Annotated in this window: 10 protein-coding genes and 2 pseudogenes; 7 read left to right on the top strand and 5 right to left on the bottom strand. The window is 72.4% G+C overall.

From position 1 onward, the window contains the following. The first annotated feature begins 593 nt into the window (after nt 1–593). A complete protein-coding gene (locus tag IEZ12_RS02625; RefSeq protein WP_189270557.1) occupies nt 594–989 on the top strand; it encodes a hypothetical protein in 396 nt (131 codons plus the stop codon). A 55-nt stretch (nt 990–1,044) separates the two neighbouring features. Here IEZ12_RS02625 and IEZ12_RS02620 read toward each other — a convergent pair whose 3' ends face one another. The 4 genes from IEZ12_RS02620 to IEZ12_RS02605 form a co-directional block, all read right to left on the bottom strand. Further along, entirely contained in the window at nt 1,045–3,642 is a 2,598-nt protein-coding gene (locus IEZ12_RS02620; protein WP_229847228.1) for a collagenase, read from the bottom strand. A 206-nt stretch (nt 3,643–3,848) separates the two neighbouring features. After that, on the bottom strand, nt 3,849–4,772 hold the full coding sequence (locus IEZ12_RS02615; RefSeq protein WP_189270555.1) for a LysR family transcriptional regulator: 924 nt from the start codon (nt 4,770–4,772) through the stop codon (nt 3,849–3,851). A gap of 183 nt (nt 4,773–4,955) precedes the next feature. Further along, on the bottom strand, nt 4,956–5,462 hold the full coding sequence (locus IEZ12_RS02610) for a GNAT family N-acetyltransferase (RefSeq protein ID WP_189270554.1): 507 nt from the start codon (nt 5,460–5,462) through the stop codon (nt 4,956–4,958). A gap of 21 nt (nt 5,463–5,483) precedes the next feature. Then, on the bottom strand, nt 5,484–6,248 hold the full coding sequence (locus IEZ12_RS02605; protein ID WP_189270553.1) for a PIG-L deacetylase family protein: 765 nt from the start codon (nt 6,246–6,248) through the stop codon (nt 5,484–5,486). 137 nt (nt 6,249–6,385) lie between these two features. On the opposite strand from IEZ12_RS02605, the pseudogene IEZ12_RS40480 reads away from it, so the two are divergent. Continuing rightward, nucleotides 6,386–6,589, top strand: a pseudogene (locus tag IEZ12_RS40480) (ABC transporter ATP-binding protein); the annotation flags it as partial. Nucleotides 6,590–6,844: 255 nt separating this feature from the next. Here IEZ12_RS40480 and IEZ12_RS02595 read toward each other — a convergent pair. Further along, complete coding sequence (locus tag IEZ12_RS02595) at nt 6,845–7,444, bottom strand: TetR/AcrR family transcriptional regulator (RefSeq protein ID WP_189270552.1); 600 nt, start codon at nt 7,442–7,444, stop codon at nt 6,845–6,847. A gap of 101 nt (nt 7,445–7,545) precedes the next feature. On the opposite strand from IEZ12_RS02595, the gene IEZ12_RS02590 reads away from it, so the two are divergent. From IEZ12_RS02590 to IEZ12_RS37580, 5 genes and pseudogenes are all read left to right on the top strand, one after another. Then, nucleotides 7,546–8,541 (top strand): hypothetical protein, encoded by a 996-nt coding sequence (locus IEZ12_RS02590; protein ID WP_189270551.1) that lies wholly within the window; start codon nt 7,546–7,548, stop codon nt 8,539–8,541. A 546-nt stretch (nt 8,542–9,087) separates the two neighbouring features. Beyond that, nucleotides 9,088–11,751: a sensor histidine kinase gene (locus IEZ12_RS02585; protein WP_229847174.1), complete on the top strand. Its 2,664-nt coding sequence runs from the start codon at nt 9,088–9,090 to the stop codon at nt 11,749–11,751. Beyond that, entirely contained in the window at nt 11,748–12,185 is a 438-nt protein-coding gene (locus IEZ12_RS02580; protein WP_043910731.1) for a roadblock/LC7 domain-containing protein, read from the top strand. Before IEZ12_RS02585 ends, IEZ12_RS02580 begins: the two co-directional genes overlap by 4 nt. 44 nt (nt 12,186–12,229) lie before the next feature. Continuing rightward, nucleotides 12,230–12,586, top strand: coding sequence for a DUF742 domain-containing protein (locus tag IEZ12_RS02575; protein WP_043912529.1), 357 nt, complete (start codon nt 12,230–12,232; stop codon nt 12,584–12,586). A 1-nt stretch (nt 12,587) separates the two neighbouring features. Beyond that, nucleotides 12,588–12,676 (top strand): annotated as a pseudogene (locus IEZ12_RS37580) (ATP-binding protein); the annotation flags it as partial.

Here is a 12,676-nt window from a genome sequence, read left to right as displayed (position 1 = left end):
CTGCTCGGGCTGCTTGAACGCGGGCGCGGGGCGAGGTGGTTGTGGGCGAAGGAGGACCGGGAAGCCGGAGCCGAACGGGAGGTGCTGCGCCGGTATGTGCGGAGTGGTCGGTGGTGGCGGGGCGTGCTGGACACTCTCGGTGAGCGGTGGCCGGTGCCCTGGTGGGGCGATCTCGCCGAGGTCGCGGTGGGCCGGCTCGACGGGGCCGAGCCCGACTGCCCGAGTAGTGAACCCTGGTTGAGCTGGCGGGAGTTGGTGCCTGAACGGCGGAGGTCGGTGCGGCACGTGAAGGCGCTCGCCCCGGGGAACGCCCGGCTGCTTGCGGTGCTGGCCGACGGCGGGAGTTCGGTGTCCGCGCGTTCGGCGGCCGTGAGTGCGCTGGCCTGGCGGCCGCCCGTGCCCGAAATCCTGCCACTGGTGCCGGAGTTGTTCACCGCGGTGCCCGCGGAACTCGGTGCGCGGCCGTTGCCGCGGCTGGGTCGCGTGGTGGAGCGCCTCGGAGTGCTCGCGGTGGGGGAGGCCCGGGTGTGGGTCGTATCCGATCGGCCCTGGCTGGCCCGGCTCGGCCTCGCTGTGCTGGCCGACACGGCGAGGTGCGTGATCTCCCGCCGCTGGTGGCCGAGTTGGAACGGCAGTGGGCGGCGGGCCAGTGGTGCGGGTCGGACGACCTGGCGGACGGCCTGGCCCGGTTCGGCCCGGCGGCCGCCGATGCCACGCCGGTGCTGCGGCGGTTCTGGGAGCAGACTCCGCACAGCTATGAACGGCCGTCGTACTTACGGGCGTTGGCGGCGATCCGGCCCGGCGCGACGGGCGCCGAGCTGACCGAGTCGCTGTGGGACTGCGAGGAGCAGTCCCGGCTGTTCGCCGTCGAGCATGCGCCCGACGGGCCGGAACTGCGGTGCCGGCTCGCCGAGTTGCAGGGGAGCCAGGTGGAGTCGGAGGAGCTGTGGGCGGCGACCGCCCGGAGGCTCGTGGGCGGAAACCGTTGACGGGCAGCCGCGGATGGGAGACCGCGACTGCCCGTCAACAGGTGGGGGGTGGGGGCTAGAACTGAGTGGCCACGGTGACGTTGGTGAAGTCGGTGGCCGCGTACAGGCTCAGGTACCGGTAGCCGGCCTGCGGGTTGGTGACGGTGATCGTCTGGGTGGTGCTGTTCGGGGTGGTGGAGGACGCGGTGAAGGCGCTGGGGGAGGCCCAGGTGGCGTCGTTGTAGTACAGGTAGGCGGTGCCGGTGCCGCCGGTGGTGGTGATCTTCAGGGTGCTGGTGCCGGCGGGCAGGTAGACGTACAGGTAGTCGACGTTGCCGGCGGTGCGGGTGCGGCCGGTGCGCTGGCAGTTCTGGGCCATCGCGTCGGCCCGCGGGTCGGTGCAGGTCGGCAGGGTGGTGCCGCCGCCGTTGCTGCCGGTCTTGACGGTGACGCTCGCCGGGGTCGCGGTGGAGCGGCCGGTGGAGTCGGTGACGGTCAGGGCGACGGTGTAGGTGCCGGCCGCGGCGTAGGTGTGCGACGGGTTGCGCTCGTCGGAGGAGCTGCCGTCACCGAAGGTCCAGTGCCAGGAGGTCAGCTTCGCCGGGGAGTTGGTGACCACGGAGCGGTCGGTGAGGGTCACCGTCGCGCCGTTCACCGACTGGTCGAACAGCGCGGTCGGGCCGGTGGCGAAGCACGCGCCGGCCGCGCACTGGGTCAGCCAGGCGTCGAAGTCGGCGTCGTAGGAGGTGCCGAGGTTGTTGTAGACCGCGTACCCGCCCTGGTAGTCACCGGTGCGGAAGTGGCCGAGCATGTTGGTGACGTCCGCCGGGTGCTTCTCCATCATGTAGCGGACGGCGAGGTAGCCCCACGGGTAGACCCGGGTGGAGTCGGAGTTGTAGTAGGTGTTCTGGAAGATCGTGCTGAGCTTGTAGGTGTGCTTGCCGGCCTCGGTCATGGCCTGGGTGTCCGTCACACCGCGGTACCCGTACGACTCGTACTCGGCGACGCCTTCGATCCACCAGATGTCCGGGACGGACGTCTCGGTGGTGAAGTTGCCCTTCATGTCGTAGATGTTGTCGAGGTAGTGCGTGTACTCGTGGTTGAGGTTCCACACGTTGCCCGCGAAGTCGTCGTTCCACGACTTCTGGTACATGATCGACACCGGCTTGTTGGTCGGGTCGGTCGGGTCCATGAGGGTGACGCCGCCGTTGTCGGTGGAGTTGTTCCAGATGGCCCACGAGTAGTTCTGGTAGTCGGCCGCGCTGGCGAACACCGGCAGGTCCAGGGTGGAGCCGAACTGGCCCGGGATCGGGCCGTTGTCCTTGACCAGGTTGTGGAAGTACGCGTCCTCGCCGCGCAGGCTCTCGCACACCGGCCCCAGCTGGGCCACCGTCAGCGCCTGGGCGCGCAGCGTCTTGTTGTCGCAGGCGAGGACGTTCGGCAGGACGGCGTTGATCAGCTTGTTCGGCAGGTCGCAGATGCCGAAGGCCGAACACTGGGCGCGGTTGAACTCGTTGGACTGGTACGCCGTGTGCACGTACAGCGGCCCGGTCGTGCCGACGATCGGCGTCGAGTCGAGGATCTGCTTGATCAGCGGCCGGGTCACCGCCTCGACGGTGGTGCTGACGCCGGACATCCGGGCCAGGTCGTTGCCCGCGTTGACGTCCAGGAAGGAGTTGCCGGTGCCCAGCAGGTCCTTGTGGTTCAGCGCGAAGTTGCCGAGCGTGGTGACCAGGCTGGTGTCGGCGTTCAGCGCGTTGACGAAGTCGGGGTTCCAGTTGGCGCGCCACAGCGGGGCGAACAGCACCGCGTTGACCGCGTTCACCATCTTCGGGTACGCGTTGTAGCTGTTGCTGTAGCCGTTCAGCACCTGCTTGTACGTGTTCAGGTAGCTCGCCTGCACGTTGGCGCTGTCGGTGAGCACCAGCACGTCGTACAGCACGATGCCGTTGGCGTCCGAGACGTCCTTCCAGCGCTGCCCGGCGAAGAACGCGTCCAGGCCGGCCTTGGTGGCGGCGGTCAGCGACGAGTCGTAGCTGCCGACCGCGCCCGAGTTGTAGGACTGGACGTAGTAGCCGGCCCGCAGGAACTGCACCAGCTGAAGGATGTTGGCGTTGTTGGTGCCGTCGTACGAAGCCGCCAGGTCCTTGAAGGCGTTCGCGACGGTCAGCATGTTCGCCTGCTTGAAGATCGCCCCGGCGTCACTGCCCGTCACGTTGTACAGCGTGCCGATGCAGGCCGTGGTCGACCCCTTGACGTAGCCGACCAGGTCCGCGCCGGAGCGGCTGCCGAAGTCGGCGGGGGTGCAACTCTGCGCGGCCGCCAGGCTGCTGAGCGCCTTCGGGCCGGTCTGCTTGGCGGCCGGACGGGGCGTGGTCTGGACGGTGGTGCCGGCCGGCTGGCCCATCACCACCTGGCCGAGCAGGGCCGGCGGCAGCTTGGCCGAGACCGGGGCGGGGGCGTCCTGGGAGGCGGCCGCGACGATCGGGCCGAGCGGCTTCGGGACGGCGCCGCCGGGGGCGTTCGCATCGATCGCGGAGGCGACGGCGGAGGTGGCCGGGGTGGCGGCGGCCTTCGACTGGCCGCCGGTGGCCGCGAAGGCCGGGGCGGGCAGCAGGGTGGCCGCCGTGGCGCAACCGGCCAGCAGACCGGCTGCCAACGCGGGGAGGGACATGCGCACGCGCACTGCTTCTCCTGGGGGAGTGGGGGTGGGGGTTGCTGGGGGAGTTCACCGAGCAGGGGATGGGGGAGGTGCGGTCGAACGCATGCATCGTGGCACCGGAGGGAGGGTCAGAACAATGTCACAGGTCATATGACATTGCACTGCGGCGACATAACATCCAGGAGAACTTCTTGGGCGTCCGGCCGGCCGTCGGAACGTCAGCGGGCCCGGGGCGGACGGAACGTCCGGCTCGCCCAGGCGTGCAAGTGCGGTGCCTCGGCGGCGAGTTCGCGGTAGGCGGCGGTGGCCGCGCCGAACACCGTGTCGGCGAGCGCCGGACCGAGAGCGGCCCGGCGCCACAGCAGCACGTACCGCAGCCACAGCGGAGAGCCCAGCAGCGGCTTGATCAACGTGCCCGGAGCGGGCGGCGTGCTGGCCGGGACCAGGGTCGCCCCCAGCCCCGCCGCCACCAGGTCGAGCACCTCCCGCCGCCCGTACGGGAGCTGACGCACGGCAGCGGCCGGCGCGAACGCGGCCGAGTCGCGGGCCGCCCGGAGGACCGCCCCGTCGGCGACCGGCAGCAGCCAGCTCTCGGCGGCCAGATCGGCGAGAGCTGGCTCCGCGTGGTGGCGGAGCGGGTGGGCGGCGGGCAACGCGACGAACACCGGCTCGGTGGTGAGGACGCGCGCGGCGAGAGCGGGCGTGGGGCGCAGGCCGGAGTCCGGGCGGTCCAGGACCAGCGCGAGATCGAACGGCTCGTCGGGGGCGGTCGGCAGCGAGAACCGGAGCTCCGGGCGGAGCTGTCTGGCGCGGGCCAGGGTGCCGGGCAGCAGCGCCGGGCAGTCGGTGGCCAGTCGCAGTTCGCGGTGCGGACTCGCGCCGTTGGCGGCGACGGCGTCACCGAGACGGTCCACCCGGGAGAGCACCTCGCGGGCGGCGGCGAGGACCTCTGCCCCGAAAGTCGTGGGCACGACGCCGGTCGCCGTCCGCTCGAACACGATGGCGCCCAAGTGGCGCTCGATCCTGCGCAGCTGGGTACTGGTCGCGGGCTGCGACGCGCCGATGGCCGCAGCCGCCCGCCCGACACTGCCGGTGTCGGCGATCGCGCACAGCACTCGCAGGTGCCGCAACTCCAACTCCACGGGCCCGGCCCTCCCCTCGCGTTCAGGCCGCCACGAGTACGCCGCGGAGTGACGTGGGGCTGCCGGTGTTATTTCACACGCAACATGTCAGATGGTGCGGCTCACCTTCGCTTCTCGTCGCTGCCACGTCAAGGCCCAAGGGTCTGAGGGGAGGTGGTGGGTCCGCTGCGCTGGGGGAGGGGTTCAGGCCTGGGGTGGTGTGGTGAAGGAGATCCAGACGTCGGGGGGCAGGTCGGGGCGGCCGGGGACGGGCTTGTGGGTTTCGGTCCAGGTGGGGCCGGCGAGGTGGGTGGCGGCGGTGCGCCAGAAGTGGGCTGCGGGGGTGTTGGCGTCCTGGAAGGCGACCTGCCAGGGGCCCGGGTGCCTGGTGGTGAGTTGGTGGACGGCGTGCAGCCCGAGGCCGGAACGCCTTGCGCCGCGGGCGATGAAGAAGCTGTTCAGGATGCGGGTCGGGCCGGCCAGGTCGCGGACGAAGGCGAATCCGATGGGGCGGTCGGTGTCGGTCGTCAGGAGGTAGGGCGCCCAGTCCGGGTCGTCGAAGGCCTGGTGGAGGCGTTCGTCGCGGAAGGTGCCGTCGGGGTTGGGGAGGTGGCCGTGGAACTCCGACATGTCGTGGCTGAACATCAGCCAGAGTCGTTCCACGGTGGGGCGGTCGGCGGTGTCGGCGAGGCGGAGGGAGAGGTCGGGCATGAGGCTCCTTCACGGCGGCGGTCAGCGGGCGGGTGCCGCATGTCGACTGTCTAGCAGATGAGTTGGGATCGGATGGGACTGGTACCACTCGGTCCGCATCAGCCGCTCGCGGACGCCCGGCGGGGCCGAGGCGAGGCGGCCGGGGAGGGCGCCGCGGACGACCTCGGAGTGGTGGGCGAGGACGGCGGCGAGTTTGCGGGGGAGCCAGGGGGTGGCGTCGAGGGTCTCGACGGTGGCGTCCGGGACGCTGTACCCGGTGCGGCCGGGCCTCAGCAGCAGGGGGCCCAACTCCTGTGCGGCGCTGTGCGGGTGGGTGGCCAGCAGGAGGCGGCGGACCGCCCAGGGGTCGCCGAGTTCGGGGTGGAGGCCGGGCAGGGCCGCCGCGTGGACGGCGAGCACCGTCAGGCGGTGGGTGTGCCGGTGGTCGGGGTGGCCCGTCAGGCCGCCGTACGCGTCGTGGGTGACCACCCAGTCCGGTCGGAACTCCCGCAGGTGCCCCACCAGTTGGCCGACCACCGCGTCCAGCGGGGCGTCGAGCAGCCGGGCCCGCCCGGGCGCGGAGCCGGGGACCTTCGCATCCGCATGGCCCAGCAGCCGTGGCCGCCCCGCGCCCAACTCGTCGAGGGCCCGAGCCAGTTCGGGTACCCGGTGGGTGCCCTCCGCCCACGTCGCCGTCACCACGGCCGTCCGGGCGCCGGTTTCGGCGTGCCGGGCGAGGAGGCCGCCGGCGGAGAGGGATTCGTCGTCCGGGTGCGCGAACACGCCGAGCACGCTGGGGAGTTCCACGTCGTACCGCCTTCGTCGTGCGGGATGTCCGTTCTTCCGCAGGGTGTCCGGTTCGTCCCCGAGTGAAACCGTACCGAGGGGGAGTCGGGCGGCGCGCTGGTTGGGCTGGCCGCCGTCAGGGGGCGGGCGGGGCGTCGATGGAGGGGATTCAGGTTTTCTCGCGTACTGCGGATTCCGGCGGTCCGGAGCAGAGCCGGGTGGTGTCCGGCCCGGACACGGCGGTCCGGCTCGATGCGGTGAGCAAGGTGTACGGGCACGGGACGGGGGCCGTGCCCGCCCTGCGTGAGGTGTCGATGGAGTTCCCGCGCGGCGGGTTCACGGCGGTCATGGGGCCGTCCGGCTCCGGGAAGAGCGCCTTCCTGCACTGTGCCGCCGGACTCGACCGGCCGACCTCCGGGGCAGGTCCGGCCGGCCGGGCAGGACCTGGCGAGGCTGACCGCGAAGCAGTTGACGGTGCTGCGCCGGGAGCGGGTCGGCTTCGTCTTCCAGGCCTTCAACCTGCTGCCGTCGCTGACAGCGGAACAGAACATCGCCTCAACGGCCGAGATCCTGGGCGGGCCTCCCGGCCGGGCCCGTGGAGGTGGTCGGCATCCCTGTCAGGGGTGTTGGGGGCAGCGGCAGAGCAGGTCGTGGGCGGTGGCGCTCGTCGTCGCCAGATCGTCGGCGACGGTGTGCGGCGACTCGCCGGCCAGGACGCGGCGGCGCAGTTCGCGCAGTGCGGCGCGGTGGGTGGCGGCGAGCGCGGCGGCCAGGAACGGCGTGGCGGGGGACGGCGGCAGCGCGGCGGCGAGAGCGGCCTCGGCGTGCTCGGCCATCTCGCGTTCGCGGGCGCGCAACGCGGGGCTGGCCTCGACGGCGCGGAAGAACGCGGCGGTGCCGGGGTGCAGGCGGAGCGCGGGACCGGCGGAGCCCGCCAGCGTGGCGCGCAGGTCGTCACGGAGGGCCGCCACGGGGCAGGCGCCGGGCGGGCGTTCGCGGACCACGGTGGCCAGGTGCGCCTCGACCTCGGCCTGCCGGTCGAAGAACAGGTCCTCCTTGGTGGCGAAGTAGTTGAAGACCGTATTGGTGGAGACGTTCGCGTGCCGGGCGACCTCCGCGACCGTGACCTGGTCGAAGCCGCGGTCGAGGAACAGCGGCAGCGCGGCGTCCGCGATGGCGGTCCGGGTCTGCTGCTTCTTGGTCTCACGAAGGCCCATGCCGCCCATGCTAGGCCGGGCAGGCCCTGGGCCCGGCCGCCCCAATGGTAGAGTCACTGAAAAATTGGTGCCACACCAAAAATATCGACCGAGGGGGCCCCATGGGCGACGTGCGGCGGCAGTTCAGGTTCGGCATCTATCCGGGGGCGCTGCTCGGCGACGAGCAGGGGATCGTCCACCCCGTCAGCCCCGACGACCCGCAGCGGGTGGCGGAGGCGCTGGACGACCTGCAGGGCGCGGAGCCGGAGTTCCTGGTCCGGGTCTACCGGTCCTTCGCGTCCACCGTCACCGCGCCGGGGCAGACCCCGGACGGCTGGGAGGCGTACCTCGGGCGGCCGGGGCGGAAGGTCGACCTGGTGCTGCAGTTCCGCGAGCCGACCGGCAGTCGCGACGGCTGGGAGCGGTACGTGCGCGGGCAGGTGCGCGCTCTCGGGGCGCGGCTCGGCTCGGTGCAGATCTGCGAGGAGCCCAACGCGGACCTGCCGGTGCTGGACGGCAGCATCCCGGGCGTGCGGGAGGCCCTGGTGGCGGGCGTGGTCGCCGCCAAGGAGGAGGTGCGCACGCTCGGCCTGTCCGCCGAGGTCGGCTTCAACGCGGTGCCGTCCTTCGGCCCGGCCGCACCGTTCTGGGACGCGCTCGGCGCACTCGCCGACGCCCGCTTCCTGGACGCCCTCGACTATGTCGGCCTCGACTTCTTCCCGGACGTGTTCACCCCCGTCCCGGCGGTGCGGCTGGCGGACGGCGTGGCCTGGGTGCTGCACGGCTTCCGGCACGCCGACCTGCCCAAGGCCGGCATCCCGGCGACGGTGCCGATCCGGATCTGCGAGAACGGCTGGCCGACCGGGCCCGGGCGATCGGAGCAGGCCCAGGCCCGGACGCTGGAGACAGTGGTCCGGGTGGTCGCCGGGCAGGCGGCGGCGCTGAACCTCGACGGGTACACCCTGTTCGCACTGCGCGACGCCGACAGCCGCGGCGGCTCCCTGTTCCACGGCTTCGGCCTGCTGCGCGACGACCACACCCGCAAGGCCGCGTTCGAGACCTACCGCCGGCTGATCGCCGAACTCGGGCCGGCGACCCGGGGCGGAAGCGGATCCTGACCGGTCGGTAGATGAACGGGCGTCAACACCTGGGCCGCCGACCGATACCGGCGATTCCCGGACGGTTCGGGACTATTCCGGCCGTTCATGTTCAGTTTCCGTGAAGTTGTGACGGGGTCACTGCGCAGTGTGCTGAGGGGAACGCTAGACTCCGAAACGGCTCGGCCGGCGGCCCCTGACGGATGGCCCGCGAGCCGCTCCGGCACTGGTCGGGTCCTCAGGACCGGTGCAGGAGCAGGCAGTTCGCGCGGTCCGGTACGGGTCGGCGGTGAACAGTCGCCGAGCAGCGTTGAGTTGATCCTCGGGCGGCTCATCGCGCCTGTCCGGTAAGGGTGTTGGGGAACTGTCGCAGTGCCGTGCGGGCACCGAGCCGCCATGGCGGCTTTTGGGCTGTTATGGGGGTGATACTAAGATCCCTCCGTCAGAGTCCTCATCAGATTCGACCAGTTCTGAACGACTGGCGTCGTCTCCAAGGAGAATGTCCTGCGCACGCGCGCGCCTCGGCGGATCACCAAGGGCCGGCTGTCGCTTCGGGCGACCCTGCTCGTGCTGGCCATCGTTCCTGCGGTGGCGCTGGCCGCCCTGTGGGCGGTCACCAGCGGACAGCTCCTGTACTCCTTCCAGCGACTTGCCGCCCAGGGCATGCTCGCGGAACAGGCCGGCCAGCCGTCCAACATCGTGTACTACAACCTGCAGGAGGAACGGCGCCTGAGCGCCGAAGCCCTGGCCGGCCGCGCCGGGGTCACCGACGCGCTGCGCAGCCAGCGCGCCAAGACCGACCAGGCCGTCGCCACGTTCCAGAAGCTCTCCGGCGCCGAGGCCGGCAGCGCGCCGCAGGAAGTCCGCGACGCCGTCCGGGACGCCCGGGCCGCGATCAACCAGCTGCCCGCGCAGCGCGCCCTGGTGGACAGCGGCAGCGACCAGCAGCAGGCCGTGGTGTACGGCTACTACACCGACCTGATCGCGGTGGACCTGCGGCTGTTCGGCGCCCTCAGCCACGTCGACGACGGCCGGATCACCACCGTCTCCGCGCCGCTCGTCGACCTGTTCTGGGCCAAGGAGATGATCTCCCGCGCCGACGCGCTGCTCGCCCGCGGCTGGTCGACCGGCTCGCTCAGCGTCGAGGACTACCAGCAGGTCCGGCAGGCCATCTCCGAGCAGGGCTTCCAGTTCGGCACCAAGGTCACGCCCAACCTGGAGGCCGACCAGGCCGCCATGTGGCAGAAGATCGTCGACAGCCCCGCCTGGCAGGCCAAGACCCGCGCCGAGCAGGACCTGCTGAAGCCCGCCGCGCCCGACCGCAGCGGCCGGATCGTCCTCGCCACCGACAAGGACGCCTGGCGCCAGTCGATGGACGCCGTCAACCCGCAGCTCGTCGACCTGATCGAGCACCGCACTGAATTCATCGTGGCGAAGGCCAAGCGCATCACCCTCGACCTCGCCGTCCGCCTGGGCCTCACCACCCTCGCCGGCCTGATCGCCCTCGTCTCCGTCGGCCTCACCAGCTGGCGCCTCACCCGCACGCTGCGCCGCCGCATCGGCGGCCTCCAGCAGCAGGCCGAGGAACTGGAGAACACCCTGCCCGACGTGGTCGAACGGCTCGGCAACGGCGAGCAGATCGACGTCGCGGCGCAGGCCCGCGCCATCGAGCCCGACCCGTGGGCCCACACCGAGGACGAACTCGCCAAGCTCGGCGAGGCGTTCAACCTGGCCCGCACCAGCGCCCTGCAGGCCGCCGTCGCCCAGGCCGAGCAGCACCGCGCCTACGAGCGGCTGCTGCAGCGCATCGCCCGCCGCACCCAACTGCTGATCGGTCAGCAGCTGAAGAAGCTCGACGAGCTGGAGCGCAAGCACGAGGACCCGGAGATCCTCGACGGCCTGTTCGACCTCGACCACCTCACCGCGCGCCTGCGCCGCTACGAGGAGAACCTGGTCATCCTGGCCGGCGGCACCCCGCACCGGCGCTGGCGCAAGCCCGTCCCGCTGCTGGACGTGATGCGCGCCGCCCAGGGCGAGGTGCAGGACTACCGACGGGTCGTCATCGACCTGGACGGCAGCCCCTGGGTGTCCGAACGCGTCGTCGGCCCGGTCGCCCACGTGCTCGCCGAGCTGATCGAGAACGCGCTCAGCTTCTCCCGCCCGCCGAACCCCGTCGAGGTCCGGGCCGGCCGGGTCAGCCGCGGCGTCGCCATCGAGATCGAGGACCGCGGCCTCGGCATGGACGAGGAGCAGATCGACCACGCCAACCTGCTGATGACCCGTCCGCCCAAGGCCGACGTACTGGCCCGCGGCGACGACATCCGCCTCGGCTTCTACGTGGTCGCCCGGCTCGCCGACCAGAACGGCCTGCGGATCGAGTTCCGCCAGTCCGCGTTCGGCGGCACCCGCGTCGTGGTGCTCATCCCCGACGAGCTGATCGTCCCCGCGCCGAACACCCGCCCCACGCTGGTCGCCGCCCCGCAGACCGGCGGCCTGCCCACCCGGGCCCGCGGCCAGGCGCTGGCCGCCGCCACCGCGCTCGCCGGGACGCCCGACCAGGAGAACGCGCTGCTGGAACTGCACGCGGCTCCCGAGGAGACGCCGTTCCCGCCGCTCGGCGACCCGTACCCGCCGATCGAGACCCCGTACCCGCCGGTCGGCGGGCCGGCCACGCCGATCGAGGCGCCGTACATCACCGGCGACCCGTTCCCGCAGCACGAGCTGTTCGGCGGGCCGGGCGAGGACCGCACCGCGGCCGGGCAGGAGCACCCGTTCCCCACCGAGCTGCCGCCCGCGCCGATGGCGCCCGCCCCGTACGGGCTGCCCGAGCCGTACCGGCCCGAGCCGGCCACGCCGTTCCCCGCCCCCGGCCAGACCTACCCCGCCCCGGCGGCCCCCGCCCCGTACGTGCCGCTCACCCCGGCACTGCCCGGTGCCGAACCGCCACTGCCGCGCCGCGTCCGCCAGGCCAGCCTGGCCGACGAGCTGCGGATCGACCCGGCCACCGCGCCGGCCGCCCCCGCTCCGCCGCGCTGGGACGAGAACCCGCTGTTCCGACCAGCCCCCCGACGGGCCGGGGCAGCGGTCGGAGCGTTCCAGCGGCGGTCCAGAGAGGCGCGGGCCGAAGCCGCCAAGTCGACTGCGGACACCACCCCGCAGCCCGGCGAGCGGCCCGAGCCCGGCGACACCTGGAACACCCACATCATCCCGACGAGAGAAGACCGGTCATGACGCGCACAACCGCCACCCACCAGGACCTCGACTGGCTGCTGGACGGCCTGGTGGACTCGGTGGCCGGGACGAGGCTCGCCGTCCTGCTCTCCGACGACGGTCTCGTGGTCAGCCACTCCCGCACCATCGAACGCCCCGACGCGGAGCGCCTCGCCGCCATCGCCACCGGCCAGCAGAGCCTGGCCCGCGGCGTCGGCCAGCTGTTCACCGGCGGCACCGTCCACCAGGTGATCGTCGAACTCGCCGACCTGTGGCTGTTCGTGATCGCCGCCGGCCAGGGCACCCACCTCGCCGTCGTCGCCTCCCAGGACGTCGACGCCGAGGTCATGTCGCTGGCCATGCACAACCTGGTCCAGCAGGTCGGCCAGAAGCTCAGCACCCCGCAGCGCGGCGACTTCGACGCGTTCGCCGCCCGGAGCGGGCAGCGCGGGTGAACCGCTACTGGGACGAGGACGAGGAGGACGACGGCGCGGACAGCATGGTCCGCCCGTACACCATCACCGCCGGCCGCACCGCGCCCGAGCGGGACGACTTCACCCTCATCACCCTGCTCACCGCCGTGCCCGAGCCGGTCGACGCCTACGGGACGCCGATCCGGCCGGGCCGGCTGCAGCCCGAGCACCGGCTGATCCTGGCCCGGTGCCGGACCCCCGCAGCCGTCGCCGAGGTCGCCGCCGACCTCGACCTGCCGGTGTCCGTGACCAAGATCCTGCTCGGCGACCTCGTCGAGCAGGGCCTCCTGACGGCCCGCGCCCCGATCTCGGTGGCCCGGGCCGCGGGCGGCGCCGACCGGGGCCTGCTGGCCGCCGTACGTGAGGGACTGAGGAGGCTTTGAGATGACGATCACTCAGGCGGGCGCCGCCGCGGTCAAGATCCTGGTCGCCGGCGGCTTCGGCGTCGGCAAGACCACCATGGTCGGCGCCGT

Origin of the sequence: Kitasatospora griseola (assembly GCF_014648555.1) — a bacterium.
GTDB lineage: Bacteria > Actinomycetota > Actinomycetes > Streptomycetales > Streptomycetaceae > Kitasatospora > Kitasatospora griseola.
This window is presented reverse-complemented; position numbering and strand designations above follow the sequence as displayed.

Excerpts from the sequence above, each read along its gene's own strand:
- IEZ12_RS02610 (WP_189270554.1), bottom strand. The coding sequence starts at position 5,462 with ATGCCCGACCTCTCCCTCCGCCTCGCCGACACCGCCGACCGCCCCACC.
- IEZ12_RS02620 (WP_229847228.1), bottom strand. The coding sequence starts at position 3,642 with ATGTCCCTCCCCGCGTTGGCAGCCGGTCTGCTGGCCGGTTGCGCCACG.
- IEZ12_RS02595 (WP_189270552.1), bottom strand. The coding sequence starts at position 7,444 with ATGGGCCTTCGTGAGACCAAGAAGCAGCAGACCCGGACCGCCATCGCG.
- IEZ12_RS02575 (WP_043912529.1), top strand. The coding sequence starts at position 12,230 with ATGGTCCGCCCGTACACCATCACCGCCGGCCGCACCGCGCCCGAGCGG.
- IEZ12_RS02590 (WP_189270551.1), top strand. The coding sequence starts at position 7,546 with ATGGGCGACGTGCGGCGGCAGTTCAGGTTCGGCATCTATCCGGGGGCG.
- IEZ12_RS02580 (WP_043910731.1), top strand. The coding sequence starts at position 11,748 with ATGACGCGCACAACCGCCACCCACCAGGACCTCGACTGGCTGCTGGAC.